At 67.2% G+C, this 20,946-nt stretch carries 17 protein-coding genes; 8 read left to right on the top strand and 9 right to left on the bottom strand.

The features are described from left to right. Window positions 1–464: cyclic pyranopterin monophosphate synthase MoaC (gene moaC, locus RR928_RS14525; protein ID WP_332683078.1), on the bottom strand; the 464-nt coding region annotated here is incomplete at its 3' end. Between the two features lie 153 nt (window positions 465–617). On the opposite strand from moaC, the gene RR928_RS14530 reads away from it, so the two are divergent. Then, window positions 618–2,126 carry a M48 family metalloprotease gene (locus RR928_RS14530; protein WP_332538367.1) on the top strand — a complete coding sequence of 503 codons (1,509 nt, stop codon included), beginning with the start codon at window positions 618–620 and terminating at the stop codon, window positions 2,124–2,126. Here the strand turns inward: RR928_RS14530 and RR928_RS14535 are convergent. From RR928_RS14535 to RR928_RS14545, 3 genes are all read right to left on the bottom strand, one after another. Further along, window positions 2,100–2,447: a phage holin family protein gene (locus tag RR928_RS14535; protein ID WP_332538345.1), complete on the bottom strand. Its 348-nt coding sequence runs from the start codon at window positions 2,445–2,447 to the stop codon at window positions 2,100–2,102. The two genes, RR928_RS14530 and RR928_RS14535, sit on opposite strands and share 27 nt — an antisense overlap. A 147-nt stretch (window positions 2,448–2,594) precedes the next feature. Then, window positions 2,595–3,038 (bottom strand): hypothetical protein, encoded by a 444-nt coding sequence (locus tag RR928_RS14540; RefSeq protein ID WP_332538346.1) that lies wholly within the window; start codon window positions 3,036–3,038, stop codon window positions 2,595–2,597. A 109-nt stretch (window positions 3,039–3,147) separates the two neighbouring features. After that, complete coding sequence (locus RR928_RS14545; RefSeq protein ID WP_332538347.1) at window positions 3,148–3,888, bottom strand: TerC family protein; 741 nt, start codon at window positions 3,886–3,888, stop codon at window positions 3,148–3,150. Between the two features lie 450 nt (window positions 3,889–4,338). Here RR928_RS14545 and RR928_RS14550 point away from each other — a divergent pair, with 450 nt between their 5' ends. After that, window positions 4,339–4,764: a DUF3717 domain-containing protein gene (locus RR928_RS14550; RefSeq protein WP_332538348.1), complete on the top strand. Its 426-nt coding sequence runs from the start codon at window positions 4,339–4,341 to the stop codon at window positions 4,762–4,764. Window positions 4,765–4,773: 9 nt separating this feature from the next. Here the strand turns inward: RR928_RS14550 and RR928_RS14555 are convergent, their stop codons facing one another. After that, window positions 4,774–5,334 carry a YaeQ family protein gene (locus RR928_RS14555; protein ID WP_332538349.1) on the bottom strand — a complete coding sequence of 187 codons (561 nt, stop codon included), beginning with the start codon at window positions 5,332–5,334 and terminating at the stop codon, window positions 4,774–4,776. A gap of 201 nt (window positions 5,335–5,535) precedes the next feature. Beyond that, a complete protein-coding gene (gene purB, locus RR928_RS14560) occupies window positions 5,536–6,915 on the bottom strand; it encodes an adenylosuccinate lyase (protein ID WP_332683081.1) in 1,380 nt (459 codons plus the stop codon). 103 nt (window positions 6,916–7,018) lie between these two features. Here purB and RR928_RS14565 point away from each other — a divergent pair, with 103 nt between their 5' ends. After that, window positions 7,019–7,639, top strand: coding sequence for a glutathione S-transferase family protein (locus RR928_RS14565; RefSeq protein ID WP_332538351.1), 621 nt, complete (start codon window positions 7,019–7,021; stop codon window positions 7,637–7,639). 418 nt (window positions 7,640–8,057) lie between these two features. Here the strand turns inward: RR928_RS14565 and glnE are convergent, their stop codons facing one another. Further along, entirely contained in the window at window positions 8,058–10,850 is a 2,793-nt protein-coding gene (gene glnE, locus RR928_RS14570) for a bifunctional [glutamate--ammonia ligase]-adenylyl-L-tyrosine phosphorylase/[glutamate--ammonia-ligase] adenylyltransferase (RefSeq protein WP_332538352.1), read from the bottom strand. 110 nt (window positions 10,851–10,960) lie between these two features. On the opposite strand from glnE, the gene RR928_RS14575 reads away from it, so the two are divergent. The 4 genes from RR928_RS14575 to RR928_RS14590 are packed head-to-tail and all read left to right on the top strand — an operon-like array spanning window position 10,961 to window position 18,652. After that, entirely contained in the window at window positions 10,961–15,079 is a 4,119-nt protein-coding gene (locus tag RR928_RS14575) for a YhdP family protein (RefSeq protein WP_442881512.1), read from the top strand. Next, the gene (locus RR928_RS14580; protein ID WP_332538355.1) at window positions 15,076–15,891 is read left to right on the top strand and encodes a carbon-nitrogen hydrolase family protein; all 816 of its coding nucleotides are present in this window, start codon (window positions 15,076–15,078) and stop codon (window positions 15,889–15,891) included. Before RR928_RS14575 ends, RR928_RS14580 begins: the two co-directional genes overlap by 4 nt. Before the next feature lie 39 nt (window positions 15,892–15,930). Further along, window positions 15,931–18,018 (top strand): two-component system sensor histidine kinase NtrB, encoded by a 2,088-nt coding sequence (locus tag RR928_RS14585; protein ID WP_442881515.1) that lies wholly within the window; start codon window positions 15,931–15,933, stop codon window positions 18,016–18,018. Window positions 18,019–18,022: 4 nt separating this feature from the next. Beyond that, window positions 18,023–18,652 carry a response regulator transcription factor gene (locus tag RR928_RS14590; protein WP_332538357.1) on the top strand — a complete coding sequence of 210 codons (630 nt, stop codon included), beginning with the start codon at window positions 18,023–18,025 and terminating at the stop codon, window positions 18,650–18,652. Between the two features lie 61 nt (window positions 18,653–18,713). On the opposite strand, the gene RR928_RS14595 is transcribed toward RR928_RS14590, so the two are convergent. Together RR928_RS14595 and RR928_RS14600 are read right to left on the bottom strand one after the other, a co-directional pair. Beyond that, the gene (locus RR928_RS14595; RefSeq protein WP_213295191.1) at window positions 18,714–19,364 is read right to left on the bottom strand and encodes an OmpA family protein; all 651 of its coding nucleotides are present in this window, start codon (window positions 19,362–19,364) and stop codon (window positions 18,714–18,716) included. Window positions 19,365–19,518: 154 nt separating this feature from the next. Next, the gene (locus RR928_RS14600; protein ID WP_332538358.1) at window positions 19,519–19,668 is read right to left on the bottom strand and encodes a hypothetical protein; all 150 of its coding nucleotides are present in this window, start codon (window positions 19,666–19,668) and stop codon (window positions 19,519–19,521) included. On the opposite strand from RR928_RS14600, the gene mltA reads away from it, so the two are divergent. After that, the gene (gene mltA / locus RR928_RS14605) at window positions 19,601–20,842 is read left to right on the top strand and encodes a murein transglycosylase A (RefSeq protein ID WP_442881513.1); all 1,242 of its coding nucleotides are present in this window, start codon (window positions 19,601–19,603) and stop codon (window positions 20,840–20,842) included. The two genes, RR928_RS14600 and mltA, sit on opposite strands and share 68 nt — an antisense overlap. Window positions 20,843–20,946: the final 104 nt, after the last annotated feature.

Raw genomic sequence — 20,946 nt, forward strand, 5'->3', positions numbered from 1 at the left:
CTCCCCGACTTCCCCCCATGCTTCTCCAGCACGCGCACGCCGGAGATGGTCATTCCCCGGTCCGCGGCCTTGCACATGTCGTAGATCGTCAGCAGCGCGATCTGCACCGCCGTCAGCGCTTCCATTTCAACGCCCGTAGGCCCCACGGTTTCCACCGTGGCGCGGCATTCGACGGCATTGTCGGCCTCAATCAATTCAAAATCGACAGCCACGCGCGTCAGCGCCAAGGGATGGCATAGCGGAATCAAATCACTGGTCTTTTTCGCGGCCATGATGCCCGCGATGCGCGCAATGCCCAACACGTCGCCTTTCTTTGCGCTGCCCGAGGCGATCAGGGCCAGCGTTGCGGGCAGCATGATGATTCGGCCTTCGGCAATCGCTATGCGGTGGGTCGCGGCCTTTGCGGCGACATCGACCATATGGGCCTGGCCCTGGGCGTCGAAATGGGTGAGCGGAGAAGTCATGGTGCTGGGGTCGGGCAGCGCGCGGGGCGCCGTCCGACGGAACGTTAAGTCAATCAAGGCATCATAGTGGGGTGTGCCACAGCCACCGCCGAACCCCTCGGCGATGCCCCCAGGTTGCAAACAATGCTTTTTTCCCGACAAAAACCCTTGCGCATGCTGCTCGCGCTGGCCATCACCGGCGCCACGCTGCTGCCTCCGCCACTCGCGGCCCAGCTGCAGCTGCCCACGCTGGGCGACGGCGCGAGCATCACCACCAGCGACGAGCGGCGCATGGGCGACCGCATCATCCGCTCGCTGTACCGCGACCCCGACTATCTCGAGGATGCGCCGCTGCAGGAATATGTCGAAGGCATATGGAAGCCGCTGCTGGCCGCGGCGCGCGCGCGCGGCGAGCTCTCGCCCGAGCTCGATGAGCGCTTTGCCTGGCAGATCCTGCTGGGCCGCGACAGGTCGGTGAATGCGTTCGCGCTGCCCGGCGGCTATTTTGGCGTGCACCTGGGGCTGATCGGCGTGGTCGGCACGCGCGACGAACTGGCCTCGGTGCTGGCCCATGAACTGAGCCATGTGAGCCAGCGGCATATCGCCCGCATGATCGCCGGCCAAAGCCGGCATACGCCGCTGATGATCGCCTCGATGATCCTGGGCGCGCTGGCCGCGTCGAAGAGCCCCGACGCGGCCCAGGCGCTGATGATAGGCGGCCAGGCGGCCATGGTGCAGAACCAGCTCAATTTCTCGCGCGACATGGAGCGCGAAGCCGACCGCATGGGCTACGGCCTGATGGCGCCCGCAGGGTTTTCGGCCCAGGGCATGGTCGGCATGTTCGACAAGCTGCAGCAGGCCAACCGGCTCAACGACAACGGCAGCTGGCCCTATCTGCGCAGCCACCCGCTGACCAGCGAACGCATTTCCGACATGCAGTCGCGGCTGCCCGCGGGCCAGCCGCAGACCCAGCCCGCGCCATCGCTGGAGCACGGCATGATGGCCGCGCGCGCACGCGTGCTGTCGCGCCCCGGGGTGGATGTGCTGCGCCAATGGACGCGCCTGCCGGAATCGAGCGGATTTGCGGCGCAGCCGCAGGCCCAGCGCGTGGCCGGCCTCTATGCGGCGGTGCTGTCGCACATTCAATTGCAGGACTACGGTCCGGCGCGCGCCGGCTTGCCGGCGCTCACCCAGGCGCTCGCCGGCGATGGCGCAGGCCTGCGCCAGGCGGGCCTGCTCGCGGCCGAACTGGAACTTGCCGCAGGCCAGCCACAGGCAGCGCTGCAGGCGTTGGCACCGGTGACGGAAATCGACGACAAGGCCGACAAGCCTTCGCGCCCCGTGCTGCTGCTGCGCACGCAGATCCTGCTGCGCCTGGGCCAGGCACAGGCCATGGCCAGCCCGCTGCAGACCTGGGTCACACTCTATCCACGCGATGCCGCGGCCTGGCAGGCGATCGCACAGGTGTGGCAGGCGCAGAACCAGCCTTTGCGCGCGCTGCGCGCCGAAGGCGAGGCCCAGGCCGCGCACTACGACTATGCGGCGGCGGTGGACCGCTTCCGCGCCGGCCAGGAAATGGCCAGGCGCGCAGGCTCGCAGAACGACCACTTCGAGGCATCGATCATCGACACCCGGCTGCGTGCGACGCAGGAGCTTTTACGGGAACAGACGGCGGAGCGCTGAATCGATCACCAGGCCCAGCGCCGAGTAGATCAGCGAGCCCAGAAACGCCGCGCCAAAGCCGCTGACCTGTATGCCGTCGAGCACGCTGGCCGCGGCCCAGAACATCAGCGCGTTGACCACGAACAGGAACAGTCCCAGCGTGATCAGCGTGACCGGCAGCGTCAGCACCACCAGCACCGGCCGCACCACGGCGTTGAGCAGGCCTATGACCAGCGCAGCGATCATCGCCGCGCCGAAGCTGCGGATTTCGACGCCACCATAGATCGCCGCCACGGCAAGCAGCGCGGCGGCGTAGAGGAACCATTGGATGAGAAGTTTCATGCTGCCAGCATAGCAGCGCGGGCTTCGACAGGCCCAGCCCGAGCGGCATGAAGCTCAGCCCGAACGGGGATGAAGCTCAGCCCGAACGGGATGCGGCCCAGGCCGAACGGATTTCAAGCCGCCCTTTACCGCGGAGGGCGGCGCCGATCAGGCGATGGCTTCGCCCAGCGTCCACGCCAGCAGGCTGCCTATGCCCGCGATCAGGCCCGAAGTACCCCAGCGCTGCGGCGCGGGCTCTTCGCGCTTGGGACGGCGCGCGTCGACGACCTGCACTTGGCCGTAGGTCTGTTGCAGTTCGGTCAGCAGCTCCGGCAGGGGCTGGCGCGCCAGCAGCTGCGTCACATCCGCCTGCGACCCGGGTCGCTGCAGGCTCGGTGCGAGCTGGGCAAACAGCTTGTCGGCCCATTGATTGCGCCAGTTTTCGCGGCTGCGATGGCTGGCCCACTTGCTTGCGCGGTGGGTGATGCGGGGCGCGCAGGCGACCAGCAGCCAGCGGGGGTTGGTGGCCTCGAACGAGGTCGCCAACGACGTGAGCAGCGGCAACGCGTGCGACGCGTCGTCCACATAGACAATGAAGGTAGTGCGGTTCAAGAGGACTCCGGTCTGGCTGCGCCAATGAAAAAGGCAGGCCGGGGAGGGCCTGCCTTGGCAAGAGAAAGGCCTGCGGCGCGGGCTGGTGCCTGCCGCAGACCCTGCCACATCAGGCGTGGCCGGAGCCGTGGGCGGCCTTGGGCTTGCGCGAAGCGACGTACTTGCCGATGGCCAGCACCAGCAGCGCACCCACGATCTGGGCACCGTACTGCAGCATCTTGGTCTGTTCCAGCTTGGGCATCCACAGCCACTTTTCGGTGTTCGCGAAGACCGGATCGGATACCAGCATGCCGCCGGCAATCCAGCCCAGCAGCATGCCGCCGGCGACGATGATCATGGGGAAGCGGTCCATCAGCGTGATGACCAGCTGCGAGCCCCAGACGATGATCGGGATGGAGATCAGCAGACCCAGCGTGACCAGCAGCATCTGGTGTTCGCCCGAGCTCTGTGCGGCACCGGCGATGGCGATCACGTTGTCCACGCTCATCACCAGGTCGGCGACGATGATGGTCTTGATCGCGGCCAGCAGCTTGTCGCTGCCCTGGATGCCGTCGTGCGCGTCTTCATCGGGAGCGAGCAGCTTGACGCCGATCCACACCAGCAGCAGCGCGCCAACGAACTTCAGGAAAGGCAGGGCCAGCAGCGTCATCGCGAACGCGATCAGGATCACGCGCAGCACGATGGCACCCGCCGTGCCCCAGATGATGCCCTTTTTGCGCTGCTCTGGCGGCAGCTTGCGGCAGGCCAGTGCAATCACCACCGCGTTATCGCCACCGAGCAGAATGTCGATGATGATGATCTGTCCCAGTGCAATCCAGAACGGCGTATGCGTGAGGAAGTCCAAATCCATAAAAACCTCGTAGTCGAATGCCATAAAGCGGCAGGAACCCGAGGCCTCTGAGCCTGGAACGGATTCCCCCGCGTCGGAAGGAAGCGGATGCGCTAACTCTCAAGCACTTTCCTGCGACAGCCAGAACCAGGAAGCTGGGCCGAAGGGAAATACTTTGACAGACCAGCACACCGGTCTCTCAAAGGTCTTGCTCGGCACCGTTTTGCACGGAACCCGCGAGGCCGGAAGCTTGCGCTTCGTATTGACGACCTCGGCGCACGCCCGATGGACCGGCACGCCGGACATCGCAACGAGAGCTACTCCCCTTCGAAGCTCGAGATTTGAACACATTTAGCGACGCTTTCGGCATAAACCTGTTTTTTTGCGGGAGACCTGGGCGCCAAAAGCCATGGCGCCGTAGCGTCGGCGACACGCAGCTTATGATCCAGGGCCGCATTGTTCGCACCCCCCATGGCAGGAATCCACATCACCGACATCGAGGCAGCCATCAACTACTGGCGCCACAAAAAACCGTCGCCCGACGGCGTACTGCTCGCGGCCGAAGCCCGGGCGCTGGCCGATGTCTATGCGCTGATGATTTTTCGCCATGCGAGCGAAGTCGACGCCGCCGAGGTGCCTTCGCATGCCCAGGCCGCATGGCTCGCCTGGTACGACACCACGCCCGACACGCCTTGCATTGCCATCTGCTCCACCAGCCAGGGCGACAACCTGTGCAAAGGCTGCGGCCGCACCTTCGAGGAAGTGCAGCTGTGGCCGGGCTTCGACCCGATAGAGAAACGCAGCGTCTGGCGCCGCATCACCATAGAGAACTCCGCCTGGCGCTTCAACCGCTACGCCGAGCGCGCCGCGGAAAACAAGTCCGGCCAGGGACGCTGAGCGGCCGATCTACTTCCAGCGAATCGGCTCGACCACCACGCTGCCCAGCTTGCTACTGAGCGTGATGCTGCCTTCCTGGATCGTCGCCTGCAGCTGCATGCTGCGCTCGGCGAGCTGGGCCAGTTCGGGGGCGGTTTCGGACGGCAGGCGCCAAACCTGCAGCTTGGGCAGGCGGCTGAACTTGCTTTCAATGCCGCGCCACCAGACATCGGCCGAGTGGCTGAACGGATACAGCAGCACCTGGTCCGACTTGCTGCAGGCCTTGGCAATCGGCTTGTCCTCGGGCTGGCCGACTTCGATCCACAGGCGCTTGCGGCCCGTGTAGTCGGTCAGCGACACATCCGGATCTTCGGGATCGGACAGGCCGGCGCCAAAGCTCAGCGTCGCGTCGCCATTGCACAGGTCGTTGAGCTGGTGGGCGTTGAGCGCCAGCGCGACCAGGCGCGCCATCATGCGGTCGTCGGTCTCGCTCGGGTGGCGAGCCAGCGTCAGCGCATGATCGGCGTAGTAGCCATGGTCGATGTCGGCAATCTGGAGATTGGCCTTGAAGATGGTGGATTTGAGGGCCATGGGCGGGGAGCTCGGAAAAAAGAAAAGATTCCACAAGGGAATCAAAAGCAAGAGCTGCAGCTGACGGCGCCAGCTGTGCCCTGAGACGCCCTTCGACAAGCTCAGGGCGAACGGCATGCGAAAACGTGAAGCTTTCTTTGCGTTCGCCCTGAGCTTCCCTCGGCGGGCCCGTCAAAGGATGGACAGGCTAGCAGACAGCACTCAAACCCGGCGGGCCAATTCGGCGGCCTTGCCGACGTAGGAAGCGGGCGTCATCGCCAGCAGACGGTCCTTGTCGGCCTGGGGGATTTCGAGGCCGTTGATCAGGCGGTGCAGGTCTTCGGCCAGCACGGTCTTGCCGCGCGTGACTTCCTTGAGCTTTTCGTAAGCGCCTTGCACGCCATAGCGGCGCATCACGGTCTGGATGGGCTCGGCCAGCACTTCCCAGGCGTGGTTCAGGTCGTCTTGCAGGCGCTCTTCGTTCAGCTCCAGCTTGTTCAGGCCGGTCATCAGCGAGGTGTAGGCCAGGGTGGCGTAGCCAAAAGCGACACCAATGTTGCGCAGCACGGTGGAATCGGTCAGGTCACGCTGCCAGCGGGACACGGGCAGCTTCTCGGACAGGTGCTTGAGGATGGCGTTGGCCAGGCCCAGATTGCCTTCGGCGTTCTCGAAGTCGATGGGGTTGACCTTGTGCGGCATGGTCGAGGAACCGATTTCGCCGGCCTTCAGGCGCTGCTTGAAGTAGCCCAGCGAGACATAGCCCCAGATGTCGCGCGACAGGTCGATCAGGATGGTGTCGGCGCGCGCCACGGCATCGAACAGCTCGGCCATGTAGTCATGCGGCTCGATCTGGATCGAGTAGGGCTGGAAGGTCAGGCCCAGGCCTTGTGGTTCGTGCTTTTCCACCACGTGCTTGCTGAAGCTTTCCCAGTCAAACTCGGGCCAGGCCGACAGGTGGGCGTTGTAGTTGCCCACGGCGCCGTTCATCTTGCCCAGGATCTTGACGCTGGCAATGCGGTCCACGGCGGCCTGCAGGCGCACCACGACGTTGGCCATTTCCTTGCCGACGGTGGTCGGGCTCGCGGTCTGGCCGTGGGTGCGGCTGAGCATGGGGACGTCAGCGTACTGATGCGCCATTTCGCGCAGCTTGAGCACGATGCGGTCCAGCGCGGGCAGCACGACCATGTCGCGGCCGACGCGCAGTTGCAGCGCATGGCTGGTGTTGTTGATGTCTTCGCTGGTGCAGGCGAAGTGCACGAATTCGGAAGCCTTCTCGAGTTCGGGACGCGCCTCGAACTTGGACTTGATCCAGTATTCCACGGCCTTGACGTCGTGGTTGGTGGTCTTTTCGATTTCCTTGATGGCTTCGGCGTCGGATTCGCTGAAGTTCTTCACCAGGCCCAGCAGATAGGCGCGCGCGCCAATGGACAGCGGCTTGAATTCTTCGAAGCCGGCGTCGGACAGCGCGATGAACCAGGCGATCTCCACCTGCACCCGGCGGTGCATGTACCCCTGTTCGCTCATGATCGGGCGCAGGGCGGAGAGTTTCGCGGCGTAACGGCCGTCGAGCGGGGAGAGGGCGGAAATGGTGGAAAAGCTCATGCCCTCAATTGTAGGGGGCATGCCAAATCCCATGCCGCGCATGGCTGCCGATAGAATCATCCAGCCGGCACTTGCCGGGTCCCGCGCCATGGAAATTCGCACTATGAAATTGATCGGTACCACCAGCAGTCCCTACGTGCGCAAAGTGCGTGTCGTGATGGCCGAGAAAAAGCTCGACTATCAGTTCGAGATCGACAACGTCTGGGCCGCCGATGCCGCGGTCAGCGCCAGCAACCCGCTGGGCAAGGTGCCGCGGCTGATGATCGAAGGCCATGAACTGGCGCTTTTCGACTCGCGCGTGATCGTCGAGTACCTCGACACGCTGTCGCCCGTGGGCAAGCTGCTGCCGCCCAGCGGCCGCGAGCGCGCCGACGTCAAGACCTGGGAAGCGCTGGCCGACGGCCTGCTCGATGCCGGCGTGCTCGCCCGCCTCGAAGCCACCTGGCCGGGACGCGGCGACGGCGAACGCAGCCAGGCCTGGATAGACCGCCAGCTGGGCAAGGTCGATGCCAGCCTGCAGGCGATGTCCAAGGCCCTGGGCGACAAGCCGTTTTGCTGCGGCATCCATATGACGCTGGCCGACATCGCCACGGGCTGCGCGCTCGACTGGCTCGCGTTCCGCTTCCCGCAACTGACCTGGCGCGACGACCACCCCAACCTCGCGCGCCTGACCGACAAGCTGGCATTGCGTGCGAGCTTCAAGGACACCGTGCCTGTCGCCTGAACGGTTTCAGCACGACAAACAAAAAATGGCCTCCTTGCGGAGGCCATTTTTCATCGAATAAAAAAGTTGCGAAGCATCCCGAAACGAATAAAGAGAGGGAGGGAGGAGAAGCGCTTCAGGGGGTCTATAAGGATCAGGTCCTCAAAGGCTTCGCAACAGTAAAAGGTTTGGTGCTCCAGGCTTTGCTTGTGCACGCTCAAAGTGATTGAGGATGAGTCTGCGCCAAAGTTCCAGCCAATGCAGCCCCAAAACTGTAACCAATCGCTAAAACGTCCCTGAAATTCTCACACCGCCGCATGCGCACCCGGCAGCGGCCAACGCTTTCGCCCAAAGCCTGCCCGAGCCACACAGGCCCGCACCCAGGCCGCAAAGCGGCACCGGGCGGGGGTGTAAGGCGCAGATCAATTAACGTTTGATTTCAAATATGGGCGCTGAGGCCGGGCGCGAGATCCCCGCTGTCGGGCGTGCCGAACACCGCGCGCCACAGCGCCAGCACCGCATCGCGGTGCGCCACGGCGGTCTGCAGCTCGACCTGGCCGCTGGACTCGTCGAGCCGCGCCTTGTGCTGGATGCGGCGCAACGCGCGGTAGGCGTCGGCCGCGGCCAGGCCGACGCCAGGCGGCAGCAGGCCCGCTGCCTCGGCGTGGCGCAGCAGTGTGATATTGCCGATGTTGATCAGCAGCTGCGGGTGCTCGCGCGAGCACAGCAGCACCAGATACTGCACGGCGAATTCCGCGTCGACCATGCCTCCGGGACTGTGCTTGACGTCGAACAGCTGGCCGCGCACCGGATGGGCGGCGCGCACGCGGGCGCGCATGGCGACGATTTCAGCGCGCAGCAGCTCGGGATTGCGCGGCGCGGAGATCACGGCTTCGCGCACCGCGTCGAAGCGTTGGCGCAGCGAATCGCTGCCGAGCACGAAGCGCGCGCGTGTCATGGCCTGGTGTTCCCAGGTCCAGGCGGTATTGCTGCCGCGCTGCTGCTGGTACTTCGCATAGGCGTCGAAACCCGTGACCAGCAGGCCCGAGCTGCCGTTGGGACGCAGCGCGGTATCGATCTCGAACAGGTCGCCTTCGCCGGTCTTCACCGTGAGCCAGTTGATCAGCTTGCGCACGAAGGCCGCATAGACTTCGGGCGCGCGCTCGTCGTCGTCGTCGAACACGAACACGATGTCGAGGTCGCTGCCATAGCCCAGCTCCTTGCCGCCAAGCTTGCCGTAGCCGATGATGCCGTACTGCGGCTCCTCGCGGTGGCGGCCCTTGAGGCGCGACCAGCACCATTGGCCGGTGACGCGCAGCACGCTGTCGGCGAGCGCGCTCAGGTCGTCAGCCACCTGCTCCACGGTGATCCGGCCTTCGACATCGCGCGCCAGCGTGCGGAATATTTCCGCATGGTGCGCACGGCGCAGCAGGTTGAGCAGGGTTTCGTCGTCGTCCTCGCCCGTGGTCTGCAGCGAAGTCAGGCGCAGCGCGAGCTCGCGCTCGAAGTCGGCGGCAACGAAGCGGTCGGTCAGCAAGGCATCGCTGGCGAGCTCGTCGATCACGCCCGGGTGCTGCAGCAGGTAGCGCGCGGGCCAGCGCGCCGCGCCCAGCAGGTGCAGCAGGCGCTCGTGCACGGCGGGGCGCTCGAGCAGCAGCGCCAGATAGCTTTCACGCCGCAGCAGGGGTTCGAGCCAGTTGATCAGGCGCACCGCGGCTTCCTCGCCCACGCTGCCGTCGGCAACCCACTGCGCGGTGCGCTGCACCAGGCGGAACAGCCGCGCGCGCGTTTCCTCGCGCAGGCTGGTGACGCGCGGGTGGTCGCGCCACTCGGCGACGCGCGCCGACAACTGAGGCGGCATCTGCGTGAGCAGGTCATCGATTTCCTGCGGCGTGGCCACGGTCAGCGAACGCGGGCCGCTGCATTGGCCGTTGCTGCACTGCGGCGGCGCATTGCCGCCGAGCAGCGTGTCGAACTCCTCGGCCACCAGCTCGCGGTGGGCGTCGAGTTGGTGCAGAAAGCGGCTGCAGTCGGGATAGCCCATGGTCTGGGCAATCCACAGCAGGTCGTCGTCGCGCGTGGGCAGCACATGGGTCTGCTGGTCGTCGAGGTACTGGATGCGGTGCTCGACCTGGCGCAGAAAGGTGTAGGCCTGGGCCAGCGCTTCGGCGGTCTCGGCCGACATCAGGCCAGAGCGCGACAGGCGCTGCAGCGCTTCGAGCGTGGGCCGGCAGCGCAGCTCGGGAAACTGTCCGCCGCGCACCACCTGCAGCAGCTGCACGGTGAATTCGATTTCGCGTATGCCGCCGCGCGAGAGCTTGACGTCGTTGGCGCGACCGGGATGGCCCGCGCTGCGCTTGGCCGCGTGCTCGCGGATCTGGCGGTGCAGCGAACGCAGCGCGTCGAACACGCTGTAGTCGAGGTAGCGGCGGAAGACGAAAGGCAGCACCACGCCGCGCAGCGCCTGCACTTCGGGCGAGCGCACGCTGTCGCGCGGCGCGACCACGCGGCTTTTGAGCCAGGCGAAGCGCTCCCACTCGCGGCCCTGGGTCTGCAGGTATTCCTCGAGCGCGGCCAGCGAGACTGCCGGCGGCCCCGAATTGCCGTTGGGGCGCAGCGCCAGATCGACGCGGAACACGAAGCCGTGCTCGGTGACTTCGCCGATCAGCGCATAGATACCCTTGACCGCGCGGCCGAAATATTCGTGGTTGGACAGACGACCGCGGCCGTCGGGCAGGCCCGCGGTCTCGCCTTCGTGCTCGTAGACATAGATCAGGTCGATGTCGCTGGACACATTGAGTTCGCGCGCGCCGAACTTGCCCATGCCCACGATCCACAGCTGCACCGGCTGGCCTTCGGGGCCTACGGGCGCACCATGGCGGCTGTCGAGATCGGCGCGCACCTGGCTGCAGGCGCGGTCCAGCGCCACTTCGGCCAGTTGGGTCACGGCCTGCGTGACCACCGCCAGCGGCGCCTGCTGCGCGCAGTCGAGCTGCAGCAGCCGCTCCATCACCAACTGGCGCAGCACGCGCAGCGCGGCCGAGAGGTCCATTCCCTGGCGGGACAAGGCGTCGAGCGCCTGCTCCATGCCCGCGCGCTGCGGCACGCCCTCAGGGAAAATCCCTAGCTCCTCGGCATAGCGCCGGTGTAAACGTTGGTAAAAACGGGAATGCGCGAGGCGGGAATGGGCCTCGGGAGCGAGCTCGGAAGGAGAATAGTCAACGGTCTGCATGCGCAATACAGGAATAACGGTAAACCGGCTGCCAACCCTCTGATCCCCCCGGGAAGCCGCATCTTTGCGGCCCCAGCGGGTGATAATTCCTGGCACTGACCTGCCCACCAATGATCGAACCTCAACCGCACCCCTCACGCCTGCTTCACTGGATGGCTGGCGTTGCGCGGTGGTCATTGGGGTTGCTGCTGGCCTTCTGGCTGCTGCTCGCCACCGTGTGGGGGGTGCTCCATGGATTCATTGTGCCGCGAATCAGCGAGTACCGTCCGCAGCTCGAAAGCCTGGCCGCGCGCACCCTGGGGGTACCCGTGCGCATCGGTGCGATCACGGCGCGCAGCGAAGGGCTGATACCCGTCATCGAACTCGGCCAGGTCGCGCTGCAGGGCGCCGACGGCCAGCCCGCGCTGGAACTGCCGCGCGTGGTGGTGGCGGTGTCGCCGCGCTCGCTGCTGCGCCTGGGCGTGGAGCAGCTTTTTATCGACGCGCCGCTGCTCGAGGCGCGGCGCGACAGCGCGGGCCAGCTGTGGATTGCAGGACTGCCCCTGCCCGCGGCCAGCGAAAGCCAGGACAACCCCGCGGCCGACTGGCTGTTCTCGCAGACCGAGATCGCGATCCGCAGCGGCCAGCTGCGCTGGACCGATGAACTGCGCCAGGCGCCGCCGCTGGCGCTGAAAGACCTCGACTTCGTGGTGCGCAACAAAGGCTGGCGCCACCAGATACGGCTCGATGCCACGCCCGACAACGAATGGGGCGCGCGTTTCACGCTGTCGGCGCAACTGCGCCAACCGCTGCTGTCGGCCCACGCGGGCAACTGGCGGCGCTGGACCGGCCAGGCCTATGCGGATTTCGCCCAGCTCGATGTCGCGCGCCTGGGCCAGTACATCGACTTGCAGGGCGCGAGCGTCTCACAGGGCCGCGGCGCGCTGCGCGCCTGGGTCGACATCAAGCGCGGGCAAGTCGAGCAGGTCACGACCGACCTGGTGCTCAGTGCCGTTGAAACCCGGCTGCGCCCCGACCTGCCGCCGCTGGCGCTGCGCGCGCTGCAGGGCCGGCTGAGCGTGGCGCGCCTGCCCGGCGGCTATGCACTCAATGGCCAGGCGCTGACGTTCGAGACCGGCGACGGCCTGCGCTGGCCAGCAAGCCAGTTCTCGCTGCGCCACAGCCAGGCCGATGCCGCGGCCGCCGAATTCGGCGCGCTGGGCGAGCAGGGCGAGCTGCGCTTCGAACAGTTCGACCTGGCGATCGCAGCCCAGCTCGCGAGCCGCCTGCCCATCGCCGACGCCGCGCGCAGCCGACTGCTGGCGCTCGCGCCACGCGGCATTGTCAAGGCGCTGCAGGCGAACTGGCGCGGGCCCATGGACAAGCCGCTGCAATATGAAATGAGCGGCGAAGTCCAGGACCTCGCGCTGTCGGACCAACCCGCAGCCAAGGGCACGGGCGTTCCGGGTGTGGAAGGCCTGCAGGCGAAGTTCTCGCTCAACCAGCTCGGCGGCTCGGCCCAGCTCAGCATGACCGGCGGAGCGCTGCGCCTGCCGGGCGTGTTCGAGGAGCCGGTGCTGCCGCTGGACAACCTGAGCGGCGCGCTGCGCTGGCAGGTGCAGGGCGAACAGATCGAGCTGCAGGCCAGCGACATGCGCTTTTCGAACGCCGACGCCGAAGGCGAAGCCCAGGCCACCTGGCACACCGGGCGCGACGCGGCCAAGCGCTTTCCCGGCGTGCTCGCGCTCACGGGCACGCTGCGCAATGCCGACGGCAGCCGCGTGCATCGCTACCTGCCGCTGGAAATCCCCGCCGATGCGCGCCACTATGTGCGCGACAGCGTGCAAAGCGGGCGGGCCAGCCGCGTGCAGTTCAAGGTGCAGGGCGATCTCGACAAACTGCCGTTCGAGCGCGGCGACGGCGAGTTCCGCATTGCCGCCGAAGTGCATGACGTCAACTATGTCTATGTGCCGCCCGGGCTGCAGTCCGCGGGTGACAAACCCTGGCCCGCGCTGACCCAACTGTCGGGCGAGCTGGTGTTCGACCGCGCATCGATGGCGGTGCGCAATGCCCAGGGCCGGGTCGCCGGCCACCCGCGCATGCAGCTGCAGCAGATCGAGGCCCGCATTCCCAACCTGTCGCATACGCGCGTCGAGGTCAAGGCCCGGGCTCAGGGCGAACTCGCCGAAATGCTGGGCTTTGTCGCCGGCTCGCCCGTGGCCGGCTTCACGCAGCAGGTGCTGGACCATGCGCAGGGCAGCGGCGCGGCGCAGCTGCAGCTGCAGCTCGATCTGCCCATAGACCACCTCGAGCAGTCGAAAGTCCAGGGCAGCGTCGCGCTCGCCGGCAACAGCCTGCGGCTGATGCCCGAAGTGCCGCTGCTGAGCCAGATACGCGGCAACGTGCAGTTTTCCGACACCGGCTTCTCGCTGGCCGGCGTGCAGGCGCAGGCGCTGGGCGGCCCGCTGCGTTTCGAGGGCGGCATGCAGGTGCTGCCCGCATCGGCACCCGCGAGCCAGTCGCCACTGGCGCTGCGCGCCAGTGGCAGCGCCAGCGCCGAAGGCCTGCGCGCGGCGCCCGAGCTGGGCCTGCTGGCCGATATCGCAGGCGCGGCCCAGGGCCAGGCCGACTATGTGCTGGACCTGGGCGTGCGCCGCGGCACGCCCGAAATCACCGTCACCAGCAACCTGCAGGGTCTGGCGCTCGATCTTCCCAGCCCCCTGGGCAAGACCGCCGCCGCAGCCCTGCCCTTGCGCTTTGCGCACACGCTCGCGCCGTCCGCGTTGGTCGCCCCGGCCGCCAGCAAGGCCGAGCTGCCGCCGCTGCACGACGAAATCACGCTGCAATGGGGCGATCTCGCGAGCCTGCACTACGTGCGCGATGCCGGCACCACACCGGCGAAAGTGCTGCGCGGCGCGCTGGCCATAGGCAGCCCCCTGCCCAGCGTAGACATGCCCGCGCGCGGCGTGCACGCCCAGGTCGCGATGCCCGCGGTGGATGTCGACGCCTGGCAGCAGGCGCTGCAGCGCCTGAGCCCGTCCGAGCCGGCCGCCGCGGCGCAAACCTCCACGACCGCCGCATCGGCCGCCTCGCTGCAAAGCTATCTGCCCGACACCGCGACGCTCAGCGCCCAGAGCTTCACGGCGAACGGCCGCACGCTGCACGCGCTCAGCGCGCGCGGCACGCGCAATGGCGGCCTGTGGAACGCGACCGTGGAGGCGCGCGAACTCAGCGGCCAGATCGAGTACCGCGAAGGCCATGCGGCCGACCCCGCGGGCCAGGTCTATGCGCGGCTCACGCGCCTGGCGGTGCCGCAAAGCGCGGTCAGCGCGGTCGACTCGCTGCTGAGCCCGCAGCCGCGCAGCCTGCCGGCGCTCGACATCGCCGTGGACGCACTCGAACTGTTCGGCCGGCCCATGGGGCGCTTCGAAGTCCAGGCGCGCAACCGCGAAAGCCCGGGCAACCCCGCGCTGCGCGAATGGCAGCTGATCCAGTTCAACATCACCAGTCCCGAAGCCCAGTTGCGCGCCAGCGGCAGCTGGGCGCTGCAGCCGGGCCAGCCCGCGCAGCCGCGCACGGCGCTGCGCTTTGCGCTCGACATCGCCGACACGGGCGCGCTGCTGACGCGCTTTTCCATGCCCGGCGTGATACGCAACGGCCGCGGCCGGCTCGACGGCCAGGTCGCCTGGAACGGCTCGCCGCTGGCGCCCGACTACCACTCGCTCAATGGCCAGATGCACCTCGACATGGCGTCGGGCCAGTTCCTGCAGGCCGAACCGGGCCTGGCGAAACTGCTGGGCGTGCTGAGCCTGCAGGCCCTGCCGCGGCGCCTGACGCTGGACTTCCGCGATGTGTTCAGCAAGGGCTTCAGCTTTGACTTCGTGCGCGGCGACGTGCAGATCGCCCAGGGCATAGCGCGCACCAACAACCTGCAGATGAAGGGCGTCAACGCCGCGGTGCTGATGGAAGGCGAGGCCGACATGCACCGCGAAACGCAGAACCTGCATGTGGTGGTCGTGCCCGAGATCAACGCCGGCACGGCCTCGCTGGTCGCCACGGCCATCAACCCGGTCGTGGGCCTGAGCAGCTTTCTCGCGCAAATCCTGCTGCGCGGACCGCTGATCGCGGCCGCCACCAAGGAATTCCGCATCGACGGCAGCTGGTCCGATCCCCAGGTCAACCCCGTATCCTCCAAGCCCGAACCCCGCGCCAGCACCCCGCCCCCCACCCGAGGAGAAACGCCGCCATGAAAGTTGCCGCCCTGCAGATGGTGTCCACGCCCGACGTGGCCGAGAACCTCGAAGTCGCCTGGCAGCTGCTGCAACAGGCGCGCGCTGCGGGCGCCGAGCTCGCGGCCCTGCCCGAGTACTTCTGCGCCATGGGACGGCGCGACACCGACAAGCTCGGCTACATGGAAGCTTTCGGCCAGGGGCCCATCCAGGACTTCCTGGCGCGCGCGGCGCGCGAGCTCGACCTGTGGATCGTCGGCGGCACGCTGCCGCTGGAAGCCGACGACCCCGAGCATGTGCGCAACAGCACGCTGGTGTTCTCGCCCGGCGGCGAATGCGTGGCGCGCTACGACAAGATCCACCTGTTCCGCTACGACAACGGCCGCGAGCGCTACGACGAAGCCCAGGTGATCGCCGCCGGCCAGACGCCGGTGCGGCTCGACATCACCGACCGCAGCGGAGAACACTGGCGCCTGGGCCTGAGCATCTGCTACGACCTGCGCTTTCCCGAGCTGTACCGCGCCCATGCCCAGCGCGGCTGCGACCTGCTGCTGGTGCCCAGCGCCTTCACCCACACCACGGGCCAGGCCCACTGGGAAGTGCTGCTGCGCGCGCGCGCGATAGAGAACCAGGCCTATGTGCTCGCGCCGGCCCAGGGCGGCCTGCACCCCAACGGCCGCCAGACCTGGGGCCACAGCATGGCGGTAGACCCCTGGGGCCAGGTGCTGGCCGTGCGCGAACAAGGCCCGGGGCTGGCGCTGGCCACGCTCGACCGCCAGCACATCGCCCATGTGCGCGCCCAGCTGCCCGCCCTGCAACACCGTATTTTGTGATTCCTGCCGATGAGTGCTCCGACGCCCCTGCCCGACGCGATGTCCTTTCCGAGCTACCCCGAGGGCAGCCAGGCCGGCGCCGAAGCCGAACCCGCGCCCCCGCGCTGGCCCTGGCGCCGCTGGCGCAGCGCCTGGCGGCGCTGGTCGCTGTGGACCGTGCTGGTGGTGCTTGTCGTGAGCATGCTGATCACGCTGGTCTGGCTCGCGGGCCGCTACGAGGCGGTGCAGGTGCAGGACCGGCTCGAACGCGATGCCGCGAATGCCGTGGCCGATGTGCGCGCCGCGCTCAATCGCAACCTGCAGGACCTGCAGGCGCTCAGCGCCCAGTCCAGCGATCCGCAGGAATGGCGCGCGCGCGCCGCCGAAGTGCTGCAGGTGCGCCGCGAGATCCTGCGCATCGAATGGCGCGACGCGCGCGTGCGCCTGCAGTCGTACGCCGAAACCCCCTACCGGCCCACGCAGTGGGAAGAAGGCCTGCGCGACGACAGCCAGTCGCATGCGCAGATGACCTGCGCCAATGCGCGCCGCCTCAACGGCCCCGCGTATTCGCCCAGCTATTTCCAGCTGCTCAATGAAGGCCTGGGCTCGGAAATGATGGAAGTCTGCCTGCCGCTGTCGCACAGCGGCCGCGTCGACGGCTTCATCATCGCCACCTATTCGCTGCAGAGCATTCTGGTCAACCAGGTCAGCAAGAACCTCGCGCACAGCCAGGAAGTCTCGTTCACCGAGCCCGACGGCACGCGGCTGGCGCTGGTCGGCGCGGCCTGGCGCGGCACGCGCGTGTTCACGGCCCAGCAGATCCTCGATCTGCCGGGCAACATGCTGGTGCTGCGGCTGGACCACTGGCACCGCGCGCCCAGCGTGTTCCCCAACGTGCTCACGGCCCTGGTCACGACCATGTCGATCGCGCTGGGCACGGTGCTGGTGATCCTGGTGCGCGACAACCGCCGGCGGCTGCGCGCCGAGCGCGACCTGGGCGAAGCGCTGGCGTTTCGCAAGGCCATGGAAGACTCGCTGATCACCGGCCTGCGCGCGCGCGACCTCAAGGGCCGCATCAGCTATGTGAATCCCGCGTTCTGCGAGATGGTGGGCTTTACCTCGGAAGAGCTGCTCGGGCTGAACTTCGCGCCGTATTGGCCCCCCGAGCTGTCGCAGGAATACCACCAGCGCCAGCTCAAGCGCCTCGCGGGCAAGGCGCCGCCGTCGCGCGAAGGCTATGAAACGGTGTTCATGCGCAAGGACGGCACGCGCTTTCCGGTGCTGATCTTCGAAGCGCCGCTGATCAGCGCCCAGGGCCGGCACACGGGCTGGATGAGCGCCTTCCTCGACATCAGCGAGCAGCGCCGCATGGAGGAGCTCTCGCGCGCATCGCAGGAGCGGCTGCAGGCGACGGCGCGGCTGGCGACCGTGGGCGAGATGGCCTCGCTGCTGAGCCATGAGCTGACCCAGCCGCTGATGACCATCGCCAGCTATGCGGCGGGCTCGCTCAACATGCTGGGCCAGCACGAGCCGGCAAGCGACAATCCGGCCGCGCTGCGCCAGCAGCTGCAGGACCTGCGCACCGCGATGCAGCGCATCGCCAACCAGGCGGAGCGCGCGGGCCGGGTCATCAAGAGCGTGCGCGACTTCGTGCGCCGCCGCGACCAGTCGCGCGAGCAGGTGCACGCCAGCGAACTGATCGACGCCGTGCTGCCGCTGGTGCGCATGCAGGCGCGCAAGCTCGGCGTGCGCGTCATCACCCAACTGGACAACGACCTGCCGCCCGTGCTGTGCGATCCGACCATGATCGAGCAGGTGCTGCTCAATCTCGCGCGCAACGGCACCCAGGCCATGGACGGCATCGAAACCCAGCCGCGCGAGCTGACGCTGCGCGTGCGCCACAGCACCAGCGGCGCGCATGCGAGCTGGCTGGAATTTTCCGTGATCGACTGCGGCAGCGGCATCGATGAAGCCGTGTCCGAACAGCTGTTCACGCCGTTCTTCACCACGCGCGAGGAAGGCATGGGACTGGGGCTGAGCCTGTGCCGCACCGTGATCGAGCAGCACGGAGGGACGTTGCGCCACAGCCCCAACCTTCCGCGTGGTACGGTATTCAGTTTCACGCTGCCCGCTCCACCTCAGAATTGATCCCATGGAACCCGTACAAAACGCCACCGTCTACATCGTGGACGACGATGCCGATGTGCGCGAAGCCCTGGCATGGCTGCTGCGCTCGCGCCGCCTGCTCAGCGAGTCCTTCGACTGCGCCGAATCGTTTCTCGACATGCTGCAGTCGCAGTCGCCCGCGCGCCATCCCTGTTGTCTGCTGCTCGACATGCGCATGACGGGCATGAGTGGCCTGGCGCTGTTCAACCAGCTGCTCGCCGAAGGCCAGCTCGCGGCCATGCCGGTGATCTTTCTCACCGGCCATGCCGACGTGCCCACGGCCGTCGACACCGTCAAGCGCGGCGCCTTCGACTTCTGCGAGAAGCCGTTTTCCGACAACGCGCTGGTCGACCGCATCGAGCAGGCGCTCGCGGCCTCCGATCAGCACCTGTCGCGCATGCGCGAGCGCGACGCGCTGCGCAATCGCCTGACCGACCTGACCGAGCGCGAACGCGATGTGATGCGTCTGGTCGTCGAAGGCATTCCCAACAAGCTGATTGCCGACCAGCTCGACATCAGCGTGCGCACGGTCGAAGTGCACCGCTCGCGCGTGTTCGACAAGATGCAGGTCAAGTCGGCGGTGGAGCTCGCCAATCTGCTGAGAACCGACGTCTAGCGCCTGTCCAGGAACGACAAAGGCCCCTTTCGGGGCCTTGGGGCATGGCTGCAATCAGCGCTTAGCGCGGGCGTTCGCCCACATAGATCTCCACGCGGCGATTGCGCGCGCGGCCTTCGTTGGTGCTGTTCGACGCGATGGGCTCATAGGAGCCACGGCCTTCGGTCTGGATGCGCGTGCCGCCCACGCCGCGGCTGGTCAGGTAATTGCGCGTGCTGTTGGCGCGCTGCAGCGACAGCGGATTGTTGATGGCGTCCGAGCCCGTGCTGTCCGTGTGGCCCACGATGCGCACGTCGGTGTTGACGTTGTTGCGCAGACCATCGGCGAAACGGTCGAGCACCGGAGCAAAGTTGCTCTTGATGTCCGCGCGGCCGGTGTCAAACGAGATGTCGCTGGGAATGTCGAGCTTGAGCTGGTTGTCCTGCGTCTGCGTCACGGCGATGCCCGTGCCCTGCGTCGCGGCTTCCATCTCGCGCTTTTGCTTTTCCATGTTCTGCGACCAGATGTAGGTGCCCAGCGCACCCACGCCCGCGCCCACCAGCGCGCCCGTTCCGGCCTTGCCGCCGGTCGCCGAGCCCAGCACCGCACCCGCGAGGGCGCCCACGCCCGCACCCGTGGCCGTGCGGCGCTGGGTGTCGGACATGCCGGTGTTGGCACAGCCGGAAATCAGCAGAACTGCAGCCGTTGCGGCCACGAGAATATTTTTGCGCATATGAACTCCTTCACGTCAATGATCCGGGCGCTAACTGCACGTAAAACGCCTGCCGGGGGCAGGTGCCCTCGTGTTAAACCAATTGTCCCCCAGCGTATCAGCCCCGGATGTCGACGCCCGTAGGACAGACACGACAACCGCCAGGCCTGGCGCATCAGGGCCGCGGCCCCGGCGGCTGCGGCGGGTCTTCCTCCGAATCCGGCGGCGCGAGTTCCCCGCGTTTTCGTCCGGAAAACATGGTCCACCAGACAATTGCGATCAAAACGATCAATGCCAGCAACGCTTCAAGCAAAATCAGCCCCATGAATCTCAACCTCCTGCGCCTTGCGTCAATGGCGTTGATTGTAGGAACGCTCGCCGCGTGTTCCACCACATCCCTTCCGACCGTCGATCCTTCGCCCATTCCAGAGCTGCGTCCTCAGGGCTCCCAAAGCACTCCGGCGCCCATCACGGCCGCGGCGGTGTCGTTTCCCAAGAGCCGCTGGCTGCCCGTGGCCTGGAGCGAGCTGCCGGGCTTTGAAAGCGACGCACTGCACGAAGCCTGGAATGCCTGGGTGAAGAACTGCGAGCGCCCGACGCCGGCATTCGCGGGACTGTGCAGCGAAGTGCGCCGGCTGAGCATCGCCAACGGCGACGAGCAGCGCGCCTGGATGCTGGCCAAGTTCCAGCCCTACCGCGTGGAAGCGAGCAACGGCAGCCCCGACGGCCTGCTGACGGCCTACTACGAACCCCAGCTCGACGCCGCGCGCCTGCCCGGCAATGGCTACAACGTGCCGTTGTACCAGCTGCCCACGGGCTTTGGCACGCGCAAGCCCTGGTATTCGCGCCAGCAGATCGACACCCTGCCCGAAGCCCAGGCCGCGCTCGCCGGCCGCGCGATCGCCTGGCTGCGCGATCCCATCGACGCGCTGGTGCTGCATATCCAGGGCTCGGGCCGGCTGCGCCTGACCGAGCCCAACGGCCAGGTGCGCCTGGTGCGCGTCGCCTATGCCGGCACCAACGACCAGCCTTACAAGAGCGTGGGCCGCTGGCTGCTCGACCAGAACCTGGTGCGCGACGCGACCTGGCCCGGAATCAGCGCCTGGATCGCGGCCAACCCCGGCCGCGTCAACGAAATGCTGTGGAGCAATCCGCGCTATGTGTTCTTCCGTGAGGAAGCGCTCGAGGGCCTGGACGCGGAGTTCGGCCCCAAGGGCGCTTTAGGCGTGCCGCTGACCCCGGGCCGCTCCATCGCCGTCGACCGCCAGAGCATTCCCTACGGCACGCCGGTCTGGCTGTCGACACCCGGCCCGACGGTGGCGCTCAACCGCATGGTGTTCGCCCAGGACACGGGCAGCGCCATCCTGGGTGCGGTGCGCGCCGACTACTTCACGGGCTGGGGTGCCGAAGCGGGCGAGATTGCGGGGCGGCTCAAGCAGAACCTGCGGCTGTGGACGTTCTGGCCGCGGCATCTGACGCCCGGCAGCGCCAGCCGATAATGCCGCCGCGAAATTAATAGCAAAACACTATTGATTTTATAAATAAATAGTCAAAAGCTTACACGCGTGCATCCTGCGCGCCGACCCGTGGATACGGGTGCTGC

It is taken from the genome of Comamonas sp. (assembly GCF_036666375.1).
GTDB lineage: Bacteria > Pseudomonadota > Gammaproteobacteria > Burkholderiales > Burkholderiaceae_C > Comamonas.

Coding starts and splice junctions, on each gene's coding strand:
- RR928_RS14575 (WP_442881512.1), top strand. CDS start 10,961: ATGATCGAACCTCAACCGCACCCCTCACGCCTGCTTCACTGGATGGCT.
- RR928_RS14600 (WP_332538358.1), bottom strand. CDS start 19,668: ATGGGGCTGATTTTGCTTGAAGCGTTGCTGGCATTGATCGTTTTGATC.
- RR928_RS14565 (WP_332538351.1), top strand. CDS start 7,019: ATGAAATTGATCGGTACCACCAGCAGTCCCTACGTGCGCAAAGTGCGT.
- RR928_RS14530 (WP_332538367.1), top strand. CDS start 618: ATGCTGCTCGCGCTGGCCATCACCGGCGCCACGCTGCTGCCTCCGCCA.
- purB (WP_332683081.1), bottom strand. CDS start 6,915: ATGAGCTTTTCCACCATTTCCGCCCTCTCCCCGCTCGACGGCCGTTAC.
- RR928_RS14535 (WP_332538345.1), bottom strand. CDS start 2,447: ATGAAACTTCTCATCCAATGGTTCCTCTACGCCGCCGCGCTGCTTGCC.
- RR928_RS14580 (WP_332538355.1), top strand. CDS start 15,076: ATGAAAGTTGCCGCCCTGCAGATGGTGTCCACGCCCGACGTGGCCGAG.
- RR928_RS14595 (WP_213295191.1), bottom strand. CDS start 19,364: ATGCGCAAAAATATTCTCGTGGCCGCAACGGCTGCAGTTCTGCTGATT.
- glnE (WP_332538352.1), bottom strand. CDS start 10,850: ATGCAGACCGTTGACTATTCTCCTTCCGAGCTCGCTCCCGAGGCCCAT.
- RR928_RS14585 (WP_442881515.1), top strand. CDS start 15,931: ATGTCCTTTCCGAGCTACCCCGAGGGCAGCCAGGCCGGCGCCGAAGCC.
- RR928_RS14550 (WP_332538348.1), top strand. CDS start 4,339: ATGGCAGGAATCCACATCACCGACATCGAGGCAGCCATCAACTACTGG.
- RR928_RS14545 (WP_332538347.1), bottom strand. CDS start 3,888: ATGGATTTGGACTTCCTCACGCATACGCCGTTCTGGATTGCACTGGGA.
- RR928_RS14590 (WP_332538357.1), top strand. CDS start 18,023: ATGGAACCCGTACAAAACGCCACCGTCTACATCGTGGACGACGATGCC.
- mltA (WP_442881513.1), top strand. CDS start 19,601: ATGGTCCACCAGACAATTGCGATCAAAACGATCAATGCCAGCAACGCT.
- RR928_RS14555 (WP_332538349.1), bottom strand. CDS start 5,334: ATGGCCCTCAAATCCACCATCTTCAAGGCCAATCTCCAGATTGCCGAC.